At 66.2% G+C, this 18,846-nt stretch carries 12 protein-coding genes and 1 tRNA gene; 1 reads left to right on the top strand and 12 read right to left on the bottom strand.

What is annotated here, in order from left to right:
- Positions 1-124 precede the first annotated feature (124 nt).
- The 3 genes from BSF38_RS07810 to BSF38_RS07800 all read right to left on the bottom strand — a co-directional run bounded on the left by BSF38_RS07810 (position 125) and on the right by BSF38_RS07800 (position 4,597).
- Positions 125-2,635, bottom strand: coding sequence for a DUF1549 domain-containing protein (locus BSF38_RS07810; RefSeq protein WP_076344508.1), 2,511 nt, complete (start codon positions 2,633-2,635; stop codon positions 125-127).
- Between the two features lie 27 nt (positions 2,636-2,662).
- A complete protein-coding gene (locus BSF38_RS07805) occupies positions 2,663-4,039 on the bottom strand; it encodes a DUF1501 domain-containing protein (protein ID WP_076344506.1) in 1,377 nt (458 codons plus the stop codon).
- Positions 4,040-4,522: 483 nt separating this feature from the next.
- Positions 4,523-4,597, bottom strand: a tRNA-Pro gene (locus BSF38_RS07800).
- Positions 4,598-4,706: 109 nt separating this feature from the next.
- Between BSF38_RS07800 and pyrF the strand changes: the two genes are divergently transcribed.
- Positions 4,707-5,645: an orotidine-5'-phosphate decarboxylase gene (pyrF, locus tag BSF38_RS07795; RefSeq protein ID WP_076344504.1), complete on the top strand. Its 939-nt coding sequence runs from the start codon at positions 4,707-4,709 to the stop codon at positions 5,643-5,645.
- Between the two features lie 7 nt (positions 5,646-5,652).
- Here the strand turns inward: pyrF and BSF38_RS07790 are convergent, their stop codons facing one another.
- The 9 genes from BSF38_RS07790 to BSF38_RS07750 form a co-directional block, all read right to left on the bottom strand.
- Complete coding sequence (locus BSF38_RS07790; RefSeq protein ID WP_076344502.1) at positions 5,653-5,910, bottom strand: hypothetical protein; 258 nt, start codon at positions 5,908-5,910, stop codon at positions 5,653-5,655.
- A gap of 123 nt (positions 5,911-6,033) precedes the next feature.
- Positions 6,034-10,908 carry a Calx-beta domain-containing protein gene (locus tag BSF38_RS07785; RefSeq protein ID WP_076344500.1) on the bottom strand — a complete coding sequence of 1,625 codons (4,875 nt, stop codon included), beginning with the start codon at positions 10,906-10,908 and terminating at the stop codon, positions 6,034-6,036.
- A 430-nt stretch (positions 10,909-11,338) separates the two neighbouring features.
- Positions 11,339-12,475 (bottom strand): DUF420 domain-containing protein, encoded by a 1,137-nt coding sequence (locus BSF38_RS07780; protein ID WP_076344498.1) that lies wholly within the window; start codon positions 12,473-12,475, stop codon positions 11,339-11,341.
- Positions 12,476-12,530: 55 nt separating this feature from the next.
- Entirely contained in the window at positions 12,531-12,953 is a 423-nt protein-coding gene (locus BSF38_RS07775) for a cytochrome C oxidase subunit IV family protein (RefSeq protein ID WP_076344496.1), read from the bottom strand.
- Between the two features lie 32 nt (positions 12,954-12,985).
- The gene (locus BSF38_RS07770; protein ID WP_076344494.1) at positions 12,986-13,918 is read right to left on the bottom strand and encodes a cytochrome c oxidase subunit 3; all 933 of its coding nucleotides are present in this window, start codon (positions 13,916-13,918) and stop codon (positions 12,986-12,988) included.
- Between the two features lie 72 nt (positions 13,919-13,990).
- Complete coding sequence (cyoE, locus tag BSF38_RS07765; protein ID WP_076344492.1) at positions 13,991-14,926, bottom strand: heme o synthase; 936 nt, start codon at positions 14,924-14,926, stop codon at positions 13,991-13,993.
- Positions 14,923-15,957 (bottom strand): COX15/CtaA family protein, encoded by a 1,035-nt coding sequence (locus BSF38_RS07760; protein ID WP_237170788.1) that lies wholly within the window; start codon positions 15,955-15,957, stop codon positions 14,923-14,925. Before BSF38_RS07760 ends, cyoE begins: the two co-directional genes overlap by 4 nt.
- 105 nt (positions 15,958-16,062) lie before the next feature.
- Positions 16,063-17,922, bottom strand: a complete 1,860-nt coding sequence (locus tag BSF38_RS07755; protein WP_076344490.1) for a cytochrome c oxidase subunit I — start codon at positions 17,920-17,922, stop codon at positions 16,063-16,065.
- 6 nt (positions 17,923-17,928) lie between these two features.
- Positions 17,929-18,753: a cytochrome c oxidase subunit II gene (locus tag BSF38_RS07750; protein WP_076344488.1), complete on the bottom strand. Its 825-nt coding sequence runs from the start codon at positions 18,751-18,753 to the stop codon at positions 17,929-17,931.
- Positions 18,754-18,846: the final 93 nt, after the last annotated feature.

Raw genomic sequence — 18,846 nt, 5'->3', positions numbered from 1 at the left:
CTGAGTAGGGGATTCAACCGGACTTGCATGGGGCTATCAGAATCGGCTGCCGCGAGCATGCCTTCTCCCGCAAGGAGAGAAGTGACGTCGGCCACATCTGTCTGCGTCGCAACAGCAAACCTCGTTAGTGGTTGAACAGGAATTCCCGGCTGCTCAGCAGGCCCCAGAGAACGTCTTCGACGACGGGCCGCTCGTCCGGGTCGCCGGGCGGGGGGAGCATCGCGACTAACCGGCTGCGCTCCGCGCCGGTCGGATAGCGGCTCAGGCAAGCCAGGTAGATCTCGTCGACGATCGCAGCCTCGGACATCCCCTGCTTCCGCAGGCTGAGCAACCTTTCGACCCGGTTGCCCTTCGCGCTCAGCTTCTCATTCAGGGTGTCGCCGTTCGTGAGGTGGAGAACCTGGACGATCGAAGGCTCGGCCGAGCGGTCGCATTCGCAGACGATCCGGCGCGGGTTTCGGCCGAACGATTGCAGGAAGTAATTGTCGACCGAGGCGTCGTAGAGCTGGATCGCCCGGGTGCCCGGCGGATAGAAATCGGTCTTCTGCTTGGACCCGCCGGGAACGAGGATGTTCTCAAATTTCGTCGGGACCTGGGTGACCTGCACGATGGCGTCGTGGAGGACTTCGGCCATCATCCGGCGCGGGTAGTACCGTGAATAGAAGCGATGATCGCCTTTGTTGCCTGGCAGAGGACGGCTCGATCTCTGGTAGGCGTTTGACCGGAGGATCGACTTCATCAGGGTCTTGAGGTCGAACTTGTTCTTGACCAGGTCGTCGGCCGCCGCTTTGAGCAACGCCTCGTTGCTCGCGGGGTTCGAGAGCCGGACGTCATCCACCTTCTCGACCAGGCCGACGCCGAAGAAATTGGCCCAGACGCGATTGGTGATCGCCCGGGCGAAGTAGGGGTTGTCGGGAGCGGTCAGCCAGTCGGCCAGGCTCGCCCGGCGATCCGAGGGATCGTCCATCGCCAGCGGCCGGCCGTCGAGCGGCGTCGGCGGCTGCGGCTTGCCGGTCCTCGGCTGGATCAGGTCGCCGGACTGCGCGACGTAGAGCGTCCGCTTGCCGTCGCCCGCGCCGGCGTCGCCGCCCCAGCCCTTGGCCTTCACTCGCGCGAACAGGTTGGCCATCGCGTAATACTGGTCGTTGGTCCATTTTTCGAGCGGGTGGTTGTGGCATTTGGCGCAGCCGATGGACAGGCCCAAAAACGCCTGGCTGGCGTTCTCGGTCATCTCCTCGGGCGATTGGCTGAGGCCGTAGAAGTTAGTGGCCCCGTTCTCGAGGCTCTCGCCGGTCGCGACCAGGATCTCGCGGACCAGCTTGTCCCAGGGCGTATTGGCCGCCACATGCTTGTGGAGCCAAGTGTAATACGATTTGACCGACGGCGGGAGCAGTCGCGTGCTCGTGAGCGTCAGCACGTCGGACCACTTGTAGGTCCAGTAATCGGCGAACTCCGGTCTGGCGAGCAACTCGTCGATCAGCGCGTCTCGCTTGTCCGGCGCGGTCTTCGCCAGGAACTCGCGGACTTCGTCGGTGGTCGGCGGCCGGCCGACCGTGTCGATCCAGGCGCGGCGGACGAACTCGGCGTCGTCGCAGGCCGGCGCGGCGGGCAGATTCAGCCGGGCGAGCTGCTTGTCGATCAGCTCGTCGATGAAATTGCGCGGCTTACGAACATCGACGACGATGCCTTCCTTGACGGCGGGCGTTCCGTCGCCATAGGGAACCGTGATGCGGGCGATGGCGATCTTGCTCGCATACCAGGCGATCACGGCCCCCTCGCCCGGTCCGACGACGGATGCGATCCCCTGATCGTCGACCCGGCAGACCGACTCATCGGCCGACGACCATTTCACCCAGCGGGTGACGTCTTCAGACCGGCCGTCGCTGGAGCGGGCGCGGACGAGGATCGGTTGCGACTCGCCAACCCGGTGGATCGAGCTGCCGGGCAAGACCTCCAACGCCTCGACGCGGGGGTCGGAGTCGGCCGGGGGGACGGCACCGGAGGCGATCCAGTCGGCGATGATCCGGTATTCCCGCGTGTCGGTCGAGAATCGGAGCCCCCCCTTGTGAGGGATGGCCCCGGACGGCTTCGCGAGAACGAGGCTGCGGCCGGGATCGGAGAGTTCGACCCGTCGCCCGCGATCGAGCTTGACGATATTGAAGCAGTCGGACGCCGGGTCGAAGCCGTTGAGCGAGAGCCGGAAGCCCCCCTTGCCGGCGAGGGCCCCGTGACACGCGCCGGTGTTGCAGCCCATCTTGGCGAAGATCGGCTCGACCTGGTTGCGAAAGCTCCGCTCGATCGGCCGGCCCATGCCGGACACGACGATTTTGGCCGAGGCGGATCGATCGCCGGCCTTGGCCGACACGACGGCCTCTCCGTCGCCTGCCGGCTTCACCAGGCCGTCCGTCACGGTGGCGACCTTTGGGTTGCTCGACGACCATTCGATTCCGTCGGTCAAGCGCCGAGCGACTTCACCGTTGACCGTCTCCTGGAGGAGCATCGACTGCGCGCTTTCCGACGTCCCGAGCGCGACCTCGGAGGGGAGCAGGACGAGGCCGTCAGCTCCCGCCCGGGCGCCGCCTTGGAAGGCGATCAGAACGGCGATCGAGTACGACCAGATCCAGACGTTCCACATGCGCGTCACCTCATCGACGGTGGGGGATCAGAACAGCTCTCGGATCTCGCGATGGCCGAAGTCCACGATCGGGAACGGTCGACCGGCCGGGCCGGGGAGCTGAGTTTCGAGGTTCAGACCGAGGCTGTGGAAGATCGTCGCCGCGACGTCGGGCGGCTCGACGGGCCGGTCCGCGGGCACCGCGCCGATCGGGTCGCTCGCCCCCACAATCCGCCCCCCCTTGACCCCGCCGCCTGCGAAGCCCACGGTGAAGCACTGGGGCCAGTGGTCGCGTCCGCCGGCGGGGTTCACGCGGGGCGTTCGGCCGAACTCGGCCAGGTTGCAGACCAACGTCGCGTCGAGCAGCCCGCGCTGGTCAAGATCCTCGATCAACGCGCTGTACCCCTGGTCGTACAGTGGGCAAACAATGTCGCGCATGCCTTCGATCGACGTGAACGGCTTAGAGCCGTGGATGTCCCAGGTGATCTCGTCGAACACGGTCAGGAACGTGTTGATCGTCACGAACCGGACGCCGTTCTCGATCAGCCGGCGGGCGAGCAGGCAGCTCTGGCCGAACCGGGTCATGCCGTACCGATCGCGGACCTGTTGGGGCTCTTGCGACAGATCGAACGCTTCGCGCGCCTGGGTGCTGGTCATCAAGCGGAACGCCGACTGGAAGTTGTCGTCCAGGATCGCCGCGCTTTCGCTCGACTCGAACAGGTCGACGGCGTTGTCCACGAGGTCGCGGATCTTCCGGCGACGGTCGAGTCGGACCGTCCCGATCTCCTGGGGAGGCAGAAGGTCGGGCACACGGAAACCCGGTTTCGACGGGTCGGCGTGCAACTCGAACGGATCGTGGGCCTTGCCGAGGAATCCGCCGGCCTGCCCGTTGGGCATGTTGCCGCCGCCTCGGCCCATCAGCTCGGGCAGGACGGCGAACGGGGGAAGGTCGGTCTTCCGGCCCTGGAGATAGCTCACGACGGCCCCGACGTGCGGTGTGTTGACGCCCCCGGTGAACAGCCGCCCGGTCTGCATCATCTGCCAGCCGGCGTCGTGGACCGCGGCCCCGCCGTGGTGCACCGACCGGACCAGCGAGATCTTGTCGGCGAGCCGGGCGTGGCCGGGCAGGATCTCCGAGAACTGGTAGCCCGGAATCGTGGTCTGGACCGGCTTGAACGGCCCTCGGATCTCGGCCGGAGCGTCCGGCTTCATGTCCCAGAGGTCCATGTTGCTCGGTGCGCCGAGGTTGAAGATCATGATGCACGACCGGTCGTCGTGCCCCGGTTTAACCGCCCCGGCCGCCCTCGCGGCCATCAGGTGCGGGAGCGAAAACCCCAGGGCGCCCAGCGCGCCGACCTGAAGGAAATCGCGACGGGTCACGCCGCCGCACGTGGCGACCTGGCCTCTTCCGGTGAAGGTGAGCATGCGACGACCTCTGGCTGAGATTCCCGCTGCGACCGCGATGGCTCGCGGCCCCGACGTTCGTTCGAGGGCGCGGAGGTCGACGACCTCGCTGGGCGATGGCCAACCGGATCGCGGTGTAGCGCCATCATCCCGACCCGTCCACTGCCTCGCCAAGGTTCATCCTAACCGCTCCCGGCCGGCGAGTCATGCCTCTCCTTCGGCAAGTTCGGTCGGCATGATGCGGAAAAACTCGGCTCGGCCCGGACTCGGTGCGAATCACCGCATCGCGACCTGCGGCGATGCCGAGCCAGTTTCCCGCATGGACGGGAACACCGTCGCGAGGCCCAATTCAGGCCGTCGCCCCGCATCGCCGACCCGTTCAGGAGGAACGAGATCCTCAACCCGAGCCACAGCAGGGGCGGAGCGGACGTCCGCAACGTGAAACGAAACAAGGGCTCGCGTCGAAGCGACGCGAGCCCTTGTTTCTTTAACCCATTCATTAAGTCGGGGCGAGGGGATTTGAACCCCTGACCTCTAGCACCCCAAGCTAGCGCGCTAGCCAAGCTGCGCTACGCCCCGATCGTCTTTTGAGAAAAACCATTCACTGTTCAGTGCCGGTTGTTCCCAGTCGACGGTTTATTGTAAGTTATCGACGGGATCTGTCAATCGCGGTACGGGAGGATAAGGCGTGGAATTCGCCGACCGAGTGGTGTTGGCTGTGCGGGCGAAGGGAAATCCGATCGTCGCGGGGATCGATCCACGGCCCGAGGAACTGCCTCCAGGCTTCCTGGACGGCTTCCCGGACGACCGGAAGGGGGTCGCGGACGCGCTTCGGGCTTTCGGGTGCGCGATCGTCGACGTCGTTGCGCCGCTCGCGCCAGTGATCAAATTTCAGTCGGCGTTCTATGAGGCGTATGGGCCGGAGGGGCTCGCGGCGCTGCGCGACACCATCGAGCACGCGCGGAAGTACGACGTCCTGGTGATCTTCGACGGCAAGCGGAACGACATCGGCACGACGGCCGAGGCTTACGCGCGCGCCTATCTAGGCAAGGTTCCAGTCGGCGGGTCGTTCGAGCCGGCCTGGGACGTCGACGCGATGACGATCAATCCCTACCTGGGGACCGACGGAATCGCGCCGTTCGTCAAGATCGCCTCGCGCGAGCAGAAGGGCGTGTTCGTCCTCGTGCGGACGAGCAACGCCTCGGCCGGCGACTTTCAGGATCTGGTTTGCGACGGCCTCCCAGTGTACCGACACGTGGCGAATCGGCTGAAGGGCTGGGGGCAGGGGCATCAGGGGGCGGAAGGCTACAACCTTCTGGGGGCCGTGGTCGGGGCGACGTATCCTCAAGAACTGGCCCAGCTTCGGGCGGATCTTCCGGGGGTCTTGTTGCTCGTTCCGGGGTACGGCACGCAGGGGGGCACGGCGCAGGCGATCGCGGCCGGCTTCGATGAGAACGGGCAGGGCGCGCTCGTGAACAGCTCGCGCGGGATCACCTTCGCTTATGCGAAGGCCGCCTATCGTGATCGGTTCAAGGGCGAGTGGCAGCGGGCCGTCGAGCAGGCGGTGCGCGACATGATCGACGACCTGGCCCAGAATACGCCGGCGGGACGGCTCCGGTCCGGCTGATCGGCTGTTACATCTCGGGCAGGACGCCCAGCTTGACGGCGCGTCGGACGGCGACGGCGCCTGCCCCGAGCATGGTGAAGGGAACCCCGATCATGAACATGACGCTCCAGTTGTAGCCGTCGGCCATGCGCGCGACGTCGGCCGGCTGGGCGGAGACGGCTTCCTTGCAATTGGGGCATGCCGAGGCCTTGCCCGAGATTGTGAGGGCGAAGGCGAGTGATGCGACGCAGATCGAAAGCCAGGCCCGACGTCGAATCCATCGCATGATACAGGCTCCGCGAGCGAGATCTCCGGTCGTTGTCGCGCCGGCGGTCAAGTCGACGGCGGCGCTCGTTCACCTTACTCTAGACGCTTAGGTGTCTGGAGGCAAGCTTCCCGAGCGTTCGGCTCAGCGGTGGCGGAGCGCGACGACCTTTGGCGCGGGGACCGGGCGGACGGCGACGGGCCTCGGTCGAATGGGGGGGACGCGCGGGTTGATCGGTTGCCGGCTCGCTCCCGGGATCGGCTTGCCGGTCGAAAGCGCGAACGGATAGTTTTTGACGAGGAACGGCGGACTCTTGAGGTTGACGCGGATCTGCCCGAACGCGCCCAAACCCTCGATGGCGCCCACCGCCGTGACGCCGGTGCCGCGCCCGTACTGCCGGGCGACGCTGCCCGAGAGGACGGAATATCCCGGCGCGCCCTGCTGGAGCGTCACGACCTGGGCGTCGCCCGCGACGTTCCGCGTGACGTCCAGGAACCCGCCGCCGGTGACCTGGAACGAGACCAGATTGCCGATGGAGTCCGTATAGTTCAGCGACGCCCCCCGGGCGAACAGGCTCGCATAGTCGACACCGCCGCCGAGCGGATTGCCGGCGAGGTCGGTGATCGCGGAGGGACCGGTCCCCACGAGTCGGATTGCGTAATTACGGCCAGTGGTCAGCGGCTGGGTGGGCGTGATCGTGACGGTCTGGGACGACGGATCGTAGCTGGGCGCGGAGAACGCGATCCAACTGTTGTCGCCCGCCCCGTAGACGCCGCTCGCGCCGAGATCGAGAATGCCGTAACCCGTGCTGCTGAAGGCCGGGCCGGGGCTGAGGGGCTCGCTGAAGCCGATCGTCAGACTTGTGATCGATGTCGAGTCGCCGTTCAGGTGGACCCATTGGACCTGCGGCGGGGTGAAGTCGGGATCGATGTCTTGAATCGTAAGAGGGACGGCGTAACGGCCGCCGAGCACGGCGCCGCCGGTCGGCGCTCCGAGGTAAAGTCCGACGCCCTCGTCGTGGTTGTCGTGCGGGTTGGGGAGGACCGGAACCGTGATGTACTTGACAGTCTCGCCGGGGCCGAACGACAAAACGCCCGATACCGGCAGGTAATCGATCCCGGGCGTCGCGTTGCCGCCGAACGTCGCGTACGGCACCGTCACCGTCCCGCGCGCGCCCAGGGTGCGATAGACGGGGATCGTCGCCAAGCCGGCGTTCTCGGGCACGCTGAAGGAAGGCTGCGAGAACTCGATCGCCCCGGGCGACTCCTGGACCGTGACGGTCGCGGAGGCCTGATCGTCGGCCGGGTTCAGATCGTACTGATCGCCCCCGACGAGGGCCGACAGGCTGCTCGTTCCGGCGACGGTCGGCGTCAAAACGAGCACGACGGTCGCGACGGCCCCGGGCGCCAGGGTCCCCAGTTGGACCGAGACCTGGCCGGCGGCGCTCTGAACGAACCCCTGAGTGGTCGTCGAGGCGACGTAGGCCCAGGCGTTCGCCAGCGGCAGGTTGAGGACGACGCCCGTGGCTGGTGACGGCCCCCAGTTGGCGACGCTCGAAACCCAGGTGACGTACTGGCCGACGTCGGTCTGAGCCTGCAAGGACGTCAGGCTGACGGCGAGGTCGACCGTCGGCTGGACCATGACGTTGGCGGGAGAGGCGACGCCGGAAGTCGGATTGAACGGGTCCTCGACCGCCGAGCCCGGCAGCGACAGAGTCGAGTCGGCCGGGGCGGTCGGCCGAACGAAGACGGTCAAGGCCGCCGACTGACCGACGGCAAGGCTTCCGACCTGCGCGACGACAATTCCCGCGTCGAGCTGCGGCGGCGGTCCCTGGCTCGACGCGGCGGAGACGAACTCGACGCCGGCCGGCAACGGCGCCCGGATCGCCACTCCGGTAGCGTCGTCGGGCCCGTTCGCGGTCACGACCACCGAGTAGGCGAAGATCGACCGCTCGTGCACGGGCCCGGACGGCGGCGTCACGACGACCGACAGGTCGGACGACGGCGCGAGCGTGACGCTTGCGACGGCCGTGTTGTTGACCTGGTTGAAATCCGCGTCGTCGCCCTGCACGGCGGCCGTGACCGTGAACGGACCCGTCGCTGAAGTTTTGGGAGTCAACACGAGCGTCAGCCGCGCCATTCCGCCCGGCTCCAACGTCCCCAGCCGCGCGGTGAGAACCCCGCCGGCGAGCGCCGGCGGCGCGCCCTGGTTGGACGAGGCCGACACAAAATTCGCCCAGTCGGGAAGCGGGATCGAGAGCACGGCGTTCGGTTCGGTCGAAGGGCCCTGATTGACGACCAGAACGCCGAACGTCGCCGGCTGGCCGCGCGGCGCCGACGGCGACATGGGGAGCATGGCCACGGCCAGGTCGCCGAGGGGGCGGACGGGCGTCTGGCGCCAGTCGGAGTTGTCGGCGTCGTTGGGGTCGTCGACCGTGCTTCCGACGTGGGCCGCGTTAATCAGAGTCGTCCCCACGGACAAGCTGGGAACCGCGACGATCCAGAGGGTCGTCGATGCGCCGCTGGCCAGGTGGCCGACGACCGCCGTGACGATCCCGTTCGCGAAGCTCACCGCGCCGCCGCCGTCGACCGAGGCTGCCACGTACGCCGTCCGCGACGGCAACAGATCCTGGATCGTGACGCCCTCGGCGGCGTCGGGACCCGCGTTGAAAATCGTCACCCCGTACACGACGTTGTAGCCGTCGGCGGCGACCGGGGGCGCTTGCATGACGAGCCGGAGGTCGGCCTGGGGGCGAATCATCGTCGCCAGGCTCGCGAAGTCGTCGTTCAGATTCGGATCGTAGGCGTCGCTCGTGACGCTCGCGGTCGAGGCGATCGTCCCCAGGCCCGTCGCCTTCAGGACGACCGTGATCCGAGCCTGGCCGCCCGACGCGATCGAGCCCAGATTGACGATCAGCCGGTCCGACTGCAACACGCCCGCCCCTTGCGTTCCCGAGGCGCTCACATACGAGGTGTTGCTGGCGAAGGGGAGGATGAGGACCGCGTTCGACGCCGGGTCCGGTCCCGCGTTCGAGACGGTCAGCTCGTAGGTGAGGAGGTCGCCGACGTGGCCCGAGGGGGGCCCGGCGGTCAGCTTGAGGTTCAGGTCGGCCGTCGTCGCGATGCGGACCGAGACGCTCGTCGAGTTGTCGCCGGGATGAGCGTCGACCTCATCCATCGTCACCTGAGCCGTGCTGACGAGGTTCCCCAAGTAACCAGCCGGGGGTTGAACCACGACGACCACGACGGCCGACGCTCCCGGCAACAGTGAGCCCAGGGCGGCGGTGAGCGTCCCTCCCTGGATGACGGGCGACGACCCCTGCGAGCCCGACGACGAGCCGATCGTCGCTCCCATGGGGAGCTGAGCGGTCAGGACGACGTGATGGGCGATGAGATTGCCGGTGTTCTTGACGGTCGCCGTATACGTGATCGCCGCGCCCGGGGACGCGGGGTTGGGATTCGCCGTGAGCTGGACGCTGACGTCGGAGACGGGTTGGACGAGCACGGCTTGCGAGAACTCGGACGTGTCGCCCTGGGCGTCGGTGGCGGTCGCCGAAATAAACCCGCCGGGCGCAACGGCACCGAGCGTCGGCAGCTTGAAGGTCGCCGCGCCGGCCGCGTCGGTCGTAACCGAAATCGACCCGAGATACAGTTTTCCCTCGCCGAACCCCGAGGGATCGGGCAGATCGCTCCAGAAAAACTGGATCGTGTACGACTGCGACGCTCCGCCCGAGAGGGTCCCCTCGGCCAGCGTCGCCTGGCCGTCGCTCTGGGCCGTCGACAGGATCGGGTAGTTCTGCCAGTTGTTAGGCCCGGGACCATGGATCGTCGGATGATTGAGGGTCGGTCCGTCGCCGAAGTTGATGCCGAGATTGGCGTTGTGGTGGATCGAGTTGGAGAGGATCGTCACGCCGGTGACGAGTCCCATGAGCTGGACGCCCGACCCGACCGCGCCCGTGCCATTGTACGCGATGGTGTTGCCGGCCCCCATGCTCATCCCGCCGATCGAGTTCGATCCGGTGCCGAGAGTGAGGCCGTTGCCGAGATTGCCCAGGACCAGCCGGCCCGAGGCGTCGGTGCCGATCTGGTTGCCCTGGACCACCAGGCCGGTCGTGTCGACCTGCGTTCGTATGCCGCTGCCGTTGTTGCCGGAGATCTGGTTGGCCGCCTGGGACGTGAGCCCGCCGATCGTGTTCGCCGGCGCGGAGTTGAGCAGCACCCCGTCGCGAAGGTTGGCCACGGCGTGCACCCCGTCGATCGCCAGACCGATCGCGTTCCCCGTGATCTGGCTCTCGCGCGCGCCGGAATTCAGCTCCAGGCCGTTCCCCTTGTTGCCGGAGATCACGTTGCCCAGCCTGGGGCCCATCCCGCCGATGATCGCGCCGCGGCCTCCCGAGAGCAGAACGCCGTCCGACCCGTTGCCCAGCGATCGCAAGCCGTCGAGCGTCGTGCCGATGAGATTGCCCGAGACCTGGTTGCCGATCGTATCGAGCGACGTGCCCGTGATCTTGACGCCGTTGCCTTGGTTGCCGGAGATCAGATTTCCCGCGCCGGTCCCGCCGCCGATCGTGTTGTGCGACGACGCGAGGATCACCACGCCGTCGCCGTTGGGCTGCGCGGAGACCCCCTGGGGACCGACTCCGATGTAGTTCGAAGCGACGAGGTTCCCGCCTCCCGTGGTCAGGAGGATGCCCGCGCCCTGGAACCCCGAGATGATCAGGCCGGCCACCGTGCTGTCGCCGGCCGAGATCACCAGGCCGTTCTGAATCATCGGCAAGGCCGACCCGTCGAGCTTGACGAGCGGTTGGCCCGAATAGGCCGGCTGCGTCCGAGCGTCGATCGTCACCGGGTGGATGATCGGCTCAAGGGCCGAGGTCAGCGCGATCGTCCGCACCCCCGCGCCCGGAATGGCGAACTGGATCGTGCTCGGCGACGTGTCGGCGTTGACCTGGAGGATCGCCCAGCGCAGCGAGCCCGCGCCGTCGTCCGCCGTGTTCTCGACCGTGAACGTCGAGAGCAAGATCCGCCGTTCAAAATATTCAAGCGTCGGCCCCCGCGACTTACGTCGTCGAATGCCAGCGGATAAGCCACGGACTGAAACGGGAAGTCGCATGGATGCTCATCGCGAAGAGAATTCCAGATGAACGTCAAGCACCGTTGCGTCGCAACATGCAGTCGACCAAAACGGCGACGATCCTTGCTCCTCTGTCTCTACGCAGTCTCGCTCAAGGAATTAGGATTATGATACGAAACCACCGGAAAAAGGATCGAACATTTTCCGGGATTCCCTATTTAGTGGACATAACCCTGTCACAGGATCGGTTAACGCGAGTGCGATTGGTTGCAGTAAACCTACCATCATTCTCTGGGCCGGCTGGAGATCTTGTCAAGCCGAATCGCCGCAACCCGCACCCGGGATGAGTTGGGTTGCGCAAGGACGAGAGCCCGGATCAGTAGCTCGAGGTCGAGGTCGAGACAGGCATCTGATAGAGCATCAAGTAGATGACGACGCCCGTGATCGAGACGTAGAGCCAGATGGGGAAGGTGAGCTGGCCGAGCCGGGCGTGGCGTGCGAAGTCGCCGCGCAGGGCGCGGTAGAGCGTGATGAGCACGAGCGGCGCGACGCCGAGGGTGGCGAGCACTGTGTGCGAGAGCAGGATCGTGAAGTAGAGCCAGCGGGTCGAACCCTGTCCCCGAAAGGCCACGCTACCGGCGTGAAAGTGGTAGAAGAGGTACGATCCCAGGAACAGGGCGGCGGCCGTGACGGCCAGGGCCATCGCGATCACGTGGCCGCGCGTGGCCGGGTGATGAAGCGCGTCGGACGCCGAGAAGACGGCGGGGGCGACGCGGGTCGATCGATCCGACCCGGGACGGCGGATGAGCACCCAGCCGGTGAGCAAGAGGATCGTGCAGAGGCCGTTGAGGCTGGCGTTGACGGCGGGGAGCGCGCGAACCCAACGCGGCAAGGCGCGGCGTTTGGCCTGGGAGATCAGTTCGTCGAGGGCCTTCGAATCCTGGGAATCGAACAGGCCGACGATCCGGCCGCGGTCGACCAGGGCCAGGCGGTCGCTGTGGACGATCGCCTCGTCCTTGCCGTCGGGGTCGGGGGCCGGGTTGGCCAGCGCCGTGAGATGGAACCGCTTGGCGATCATCTCGTAGATGGCGTCGTGGTCGCCGGTCAAAAACAACCACCGCCCGGCGATCGCGCCGAACCGCTTGGCGTAGTCGGCCAGGATGGCCGGGGTGTCGTGGTCGGGATCGACCGAGAGGCTGACGAGCAGGACGTCGTCGCCCGCGAGCCGCTCCTGAAGGCTCCTCATGATGCTCGTGATCCGAGGACATGAGAGCTGGCAGCGCGTGAAGATGAACGAACCGATCCAGACTCGGTCGGCGAGGGTCGCGTCGGTGACCGCGTCGCCCGACCGCTCGGTCAGGTGGAATGCGCCGAGGTCGTAGGCTCCATCGCCGAGATCCTGAGCCGCTGAAGCCCCGCCGCGCGGCCCCCGGGCCGTCGCCAGGCAGAGCAGGCCCGAGGCCAGAACCGTGAACAAGACGATGAGCGATCCGCGCCGATAGGCCGATTCCACGATAACGCCGCCTGGCTGTCTAGCAAACCGGAGAGAGGGTTGCGATGGGATGGTGTTAGTGAGGGTTGACGACGGTCGCGACGGCGAACGAGGGCCGCTCGCCGATCAAGTGGGCCGTGGTCGTTTGCGGTTCGTTCGCCTCGTCCTCAGCCTCATCGTACTTCAGAACCATGTCGGGGCACAGCGCGAGGGTCAAGATCGCCGCGAAGACCAGGGCGGGGACGATCATGAGATAGACCCAGGGCTTCTCGAACTTCAGGTGCATGAAGTACCAACCGACCATGCAGGCCTTGACGATCGCCAGGAACAAGAGGCCGAGGATCAGGAACGTGAAATGATCCATGAAAATTCGGGCGTAGAAATACTCGACGAGGGTGAACACGAGCAGCCCGAACCAGACCTTGAGGTACGGAGTATGCGACTCGACTTCGAGCTCGGCGGCTTCGCTCGGGGAGATCGCGGCGGCTTGGTCGCTCATGAGCGGGGTCCTCGGGACGGCGTTGACTTCGGTCAGACGAGATAAACGATCGTGAACAGGATGATCCAGACGAGGTCGACGAAGTGCCAGTAGAGGCCGACGTGCTCGATCGTCGCGTAGTTCGCCGGATTGTACTTGCCTGTGAGCGACTGGAGGAACACCAGGAACAGCGCGAGGACGCCGATCGAGACGTGCAGGCCGTGGAACCCGGTCATGGCGAAGAAGCACGAGGCGAACAGGCTGACGTCGGGCCGGAAATGCCCGGTCGCGCTGATCCCGGGCGGGTAGTGGTGGCCGACCATGAGCTGATAATACTCGAAGACCTGCACGCCGACGAACACTGATCCGATCACCACCGTGGCCAGGAGGTATGCGGAGCATTTCCCCTTCTTGCCCTGCTGGATCGCCGCGAGGGCCAGCACCATCGTCACCGACGAACAGATCAGGACGAACGTGTTGGCGGCCGTCAGGTCGATGCTCAGCGGGTTGGTCATCGGGTCGTAGGGCTTGGGCCAGTTGTGCGTCACCAGCTCTTCGGTCTCGGCCTTCGCCCCTTGGGACTCAAGCTGTTCGAGCAGCGCATGGGCCTTGGCGGCGCTCAGCCGGGCGACGACCGCGTGAGGGACCGCTTCAAGGACCTTCTCGACCTCGACGGGGGTCATCCCGGTCGCCCCCTCGATCGCGTGGGCGACCTGTTCCGGCGCGCCGCCGACCGCCTTGATGACCACGCCGTGGGTCTTCTCGAGTTCGGCGATGTTGGTCGTCGGCGGGTAGAGGTTGCTGTACCCCCGCGACGAGCTTCCCGCGCGGAGGACGATGTACGAGCCGATCAGGCCCGTGAAGAACATGATCTCGGTCGCCAGGAACAGCCACACGGCCACCTTGCCGGCCGTAGCCGGAGCGTGATGGCCGGTCGAGCGGCCGTGGCCGGCTTCGGAAGTGGTCGAGACGTCGGCGTGTGCCATCGTGGTGGAAACCCCTGAGACGAAACCGAGGAGGAAAACGAAGCGACCCGCGCCGATCGCGCGTCGGTCAGGTCAGGCCGGCATGGGATTCAGAACGAGCAGCAGCAAGACCGCCGGCAGATACACGATCGAGGCGCGAAGCAGACGGCGGGCCGTCGCGTCGTTCACGCACGACCAGAACCGGGCCGCCGACTCCAGGTAGGCCAGGCCGAGGATCATCGCTCCGACGAAATAGAACGGACCGGCCAACCCCACGATCGACGGCAGCAGACCCGCCGGCACCAGGGCCAATGCGTAGAGCGTCGACTGGCGGCCGGTCATCGTCCCCCGCGGATCGACCCCAGGAAGCATCTTCATTCCACCCCGCGCGTAGTCGTCGCGGTAGATCCAGGCGATCGCCAGAAAGTGCGGGAACTGCCAGAGGAAGACGATCAGGAACAGCACCCAGGCTTCGATGCTCAGACTTCCCGTGGCGGCCGTCCAACCGATCACCGGCGGCAGCGCGCCCGGCACCGCGCCGATGGCCGTGTTCAACGTCGTGTAAGGTTTCAGAGGCGTGTAGACGTAAACATAAAGCAAGAGAGTGACCAAGGCCGTCGCCGCCGCCAGCCCGTTGACGCCGACCAGCAGGATGAGCGTTCCAATCAGGCCCAAGGCCGCCCCGAAGATCGCGGCTTCGGGGGAGGCCAGCCGACCGCTCGGCAAGGCTCGACGGGCCGTCCGCCTCATCAGGGCGTCGCGCGATCGTTCCAGATACTGGTTGAGAGTGCTGGCGCCGCCGGCCACGAGCCCGGTGCCCAGGAGGGTGAGGGTGAACGTCATCGGATGAGCGCTGCCGCGGGCTCCCAGCAGGAAGCCGACCCCGACCGTGATCAGAACCATGAGCACGATGCGAGGCTTCGTGAGCGACAGGTAAGCCGAGGCTCGGCCCCCGACCGCGGCCGCCAGAGCGGCGTCGGCGGACGGAGAAACGAGGGTGTCCTGGCTTACGGAAACTGCGGATTTCAAGCGAGCACCTCCAAAGGGACCTGTGCGGACGGAGACGAAGGGGACGAGGCGGATTCGGGCGGGGACGACGGCCCCAGCCGGCGGAACGCGCGCAAGGTCAGCACCAACGACGCGGCCAACAGCACCGCCCCATTGGTCTGATGCCCTGTGCGGACGACCGCCTGATAAAAACCGACGGCCCGCGGGTAGCCGTCGAACGGCAAGAGCGTGATGAACGACGCGATTCCCAGGACGATCTGGAGCGACGCGATCGCCACCTGAGCCCAGGCCGCGCGCACGACCGAAGGCGGCGCCGAGGCACGCCGGGCGCGGTGCAGGAAGACGGCCGTCGAGACCCAGATCGCCAGGGCCAGGCCGCCGTGGACCAGCGCCGGCGATAGGCCGCCGAGGTGCCGGACCGTCGCCCCGAGCACCACCTGAGCGTAAATCAAGGCGAGGTTGAGGGCCGAATGCGTTCTCAGGCGGGCGACGTCGGCCGACGGTCGCGCGTCGCTCAGCCAGTCCCGCCCGGTCGTCACGGCGAGGGCCGTCGTCAGCGCGAAGAAGGCCTGGCCGAGACAGCCGTGCAAGGCCGCCAGCAGCGTCGAGACCTGCGTCACACGGGTCCCGCCCAGAATCCCCTGGACGATAACGACGACCAGGGCGACCACTCCGAGCGCCTTCATCCATCGCCGGGACTCGAACATCAGGAACCAGACGCAGAGCCCGACCGTGGCCAGGCCCACGGCAGCGCCGTAGAGCCGGTGCGTATGTTCGACCCGAACGCCGAACGGGGCGTTCCAGAAGTCGTACAGGAACATGTTAATGCCGAACGTCGTCGGCCAGTCGGGGACCGCGAGCCCCACGCGGTAGGTCGTCACTGAGCCGCCTACAAATAGCAGCGGCAGCGTGAAGACCGCGGCGAAAACCGCGGCCCAGTGCGGACCCGGGCGGTAGGCCGAGGGGGGATCAGATTTCGGATTCGATGTCAGCCGTGTCATGCTTTCGGAAAACCCGGCGATCGGGTGATCGCCGTCCTGGATTGATTTCATCGAGGGTCGCGGACGATTGGGCGCGGCGGCCGGAAGGTCCGCCGCCGCTCGCTCGGAAGCCCGGAACGGGCTCGCGAACGAGCGGGAGGACAAGGCCCGTTTCGTTCAGGCCATGACCGGATCGAGCGTGATGTTCCGCGGCAGGGGGACGGTCTGGGGCACGAAGTCGGCCTCGACGCCGGGCACGCTGAACTCGTAGGGGGCGTGGTACACCCGGGGCAGCGTCTCGAAATTATAATGCGGCGGCGGCGACGCCGTCGACCATTCGAGCGAGTTGGCGTTCCAGGGGTTGGGACCGGCCTCGGCCCCCACCACCAGGCTGGACAAGAAATTATAGGCGAAGATCAACTGGGTAAGCCCCAGCCCGAACGCGCTCAGGGTCATGAACTGGTTCATCCCGGTCACGCCCGCGCCTCGGAGGAATTCGTAGGCCGTGGGATCGGCGATCCGCCGGGGATGGCCGTGCATCCCGATGATGTGCATCAGGAAGAACGTGCCGTTGAAGAAGATGAAGGTGAGGAAGAAGTGGATGAGGCCGAGACGCTCGTTCATCATCCTTCCGAACATCTTGGGAAACCAGTAGTAGATGCCCGCGAAGATCGCGAACGTGCTGCCGCCGAACAGCACGTAGTGGATGTGGCCGACGATGAAGTACGTGTCGTGGATGTGCATGTCGACCGGCGTGGCCGCCATGAAGATCCCCGACAGGCCGCCGATGATGAACATCGCGACGAACGCCATCGCGTTGAGCATCGCCGACGTGTACTGGATTCGTCCGCCCCACATCGTTCCCAGCCAGTTGAACACCTTGATGGCCGAGGGGAGCGCGATCATCATCGTCGACAGCATGAACGTCGCGCCGAGCTGCGGGTTCATGCCCGACTGGAACATGTGGTGGCCCCAGACGATGAAGCCGAGGCCGGCGATCCCCGCGATCGCCAGCACCATCGGCTTGTAGCCGAACAGCGGCTTCCGCGAGAACGTGGCGATCACGTCCGAGACGATCCCCATGCCCGGCAGGATCATGATGTAGACCGCCGGGTGCGAATAGAACCAGAACAGGTGCTGGAAGAGCAGGGGGCCGCCGCCGCCGACCACCGGCGGAGAGTTGGCGACCGTGTGGCCCACCGGGCTGAAGAAGTTCGTGCCCGCCGTCCGGTCGAGGAGCTGCATGATCAAGGCCGAGGTCAGGACCGGCAGGGCGAACGCTTGGAGCAACGCCGTGATGAACATCGCCCAGACCGTCATCGGCATCCGGAACATCTTCATTCCAGGCGACCGGAGCATGACGATCGTCGTGATGTAGTTGATCGAACCCATCAGCGACGAGATGCCGGCGAACAGCAGGGCCAGGAGCCAGAACGTCTGTCCGTTGAGCGAGCCGGGCGTCGACCATCGGAACACCGAGAGCGGTGGATAGCTCGTCCAGCCGGCTTCCGCCGAGCCGCCTTCCACGAAGAAGGAGTAGGTGATGATGATGAACGCGGGCCACATGAACCAGTAAGAGAACATGTTCAGCTTCGGAAACGCCATGTCCCGCGCGCCGATCATGAGCGGGATCAGGAAGTTGCCGAACGCGCCGGTCAACAGCGGGATGACCACGAAGAAGATCATGATCGTCGCGTGCATCGTGAACAGCTTGTTGTAGTCCTCCGGCGGCATCTGGTAACCGAGGGCCGGGTGCGACCAGAGGGCCTTCGCCAGGATCGGCACCGGCTTCCAGGGCCAGGCGAGTTGCCAGCGGACGGCCATCGCCAGCAGGCCGCCGAGCACGAAGAAGATCAGCCCCGAGAACAGGAACTGGATGCCGATGATCTTGTGATCGTGCGAGAAAACGTACTTCGACAAGAAGTTGGACGGCGCCGGGTGGATGTGGTCGTGGCCGTCGGAATGGCCGTGATCATCCCCCCCGGCGGGAACGGCAGCCGCGCCGTGGGAACCGTTGGCGGTCAAGTCCGCACCCATTTCCGATCACCTCCCCTGGGATTCCGAGGCCATCGAAAGCTGGCTCCGGTTCTGTTCGGCCAACTGGTCGGCCTGCCATTTCTGAAATTCTTCTTCCGTCTCGTGGACCGTGACGTGGCCGCGCATCTTGTAGTGCCCCCAGCCGCAAAGCTCGGCGCACACTAGCTCGTAGTGGCCCGCCGTGTCGGCGTCGAACCAGACGGGGATCGTCATCCCCGGCACGGCGTCCTGCTTGATCCGCATCTGAGGAAGGAAGAACGAGTGGAGTACGTCCGACGACTTGAGCTGGATCAGGGCCGTCTGGTTCTTCACGAAATGCAGGTCGCTGACGGTGAACAGGTCGTCGGCCGTGTTCAATTTGCCGTCAGGCCCCGGATACTTGATGACCCACTGGAACTGCCGCCCCGTGATCTCGGCCAGCACCGGCACCCGGGGCGTCGCCGACCGGAGCTTGATGCTCGCCCAGGTGTCCATCTGGTAGAGGGCGAGGAACACCAGGATCGCCGCGGGGATGATCGTCCAGACGACCTCGAGCCGCTGGCTGCCGTGGAAATACTGCGCGGGGCGCGTCGGCTTGCCGTCCGGGCCGATCTCGTCGACGTACCGGTACTGCACCCAGACCAGGACGATCTGGGTGCCGATGAAGGCGACGCCGGTGATCCCCAGGATGATGAAGTAGAGGCTGTCGATCTCCTTACCGAACGTGGAGACGACATGGTAGGGGTCGCCGGCGACGTTGGGCAGCCACCAGTCGGCCGAGAACGGAGCGTAGACGAAAGCCCCGACGCTGAAGACGGCGGCGACGGCGAACAGGATACTCCAGTATCGCACGAGGAGACTCCCCCAGGACCAGCCCTTGGATTCGAGTGTACCGACGGTCGGACCGGGCCGGGCCGCGTCGTCACTTAGTTTGAAAGCAGCCGA

The organism is Paludisphaera borealis (assembly GCF_001956985.1).
GTDB classification, from domain to species: domain Bacteria; phylum Planctomycetota; class Planctomycetia; order Isosphaerales; family Isosphaeraceae; genus Paludisphaera; species Paludisphaera borealis.
The sequence above is the reverse complement of the archived record's forward strand: the minus strand, read 5'-3'. Positions and strand labels throughout refer to the sequence as shown.

Excerpts from the sequence above, each read along its gene's own strand:
- BSF38_RS07810 (WP_076344508.1), bottom strand. The coding sequence starts at position 2,635 with ATGTGGAACGTCTGGATCTGGTCGTACTCGATCGCCGTTCTGATCGCC.
- BSF38_RS07805 (WP_076344506.1), bottom strand. The coding sequence starts at position 4,039 with ATGCTCACCTTCACCGGAAGAGGCCAGGTCGCCACGTGCGGCGGCGTG.
- BSF38_RS07790 (WP_076344502.1), bottom strand. The coding sequence starts at position 5,910 with ATGCGATGGATTCGACGTCGGGCCTGGCTTTCGATCTGCGTCGCATCA.
- BSF38_RS07775 (WP_076344496.1), bottom strand. The coding sequence starts at position 12,953 with ATGAGCGACCAAGCCGCCGCGATCTCCCCGAGCGAAGCCGCCGAGCTC.
- BSF38_RS07770 (WP_076344494.1), bottom strand. The coding sequence starts at position 13,918 with ATGGCACACGCCGACGTCTCGACCACTTCCGAAGCCGGCCACGGCCGC.
- BSF38_RS07760 (WP_237170788.1), bottom strand. The coding sequence starts at position 15,957 with ATGAAATCAATCCAGGACGGCGATCACCCGATCGCCGGGTTTTCCGAA.
- BSF38_RS07755 (WP_076344490.1), bottom strand. The coding sequence starts at position 17,922 with ATGGGTGCGGACTTGACCGCCAACGGTTCCCACGGCGCGGCTGCCGTT.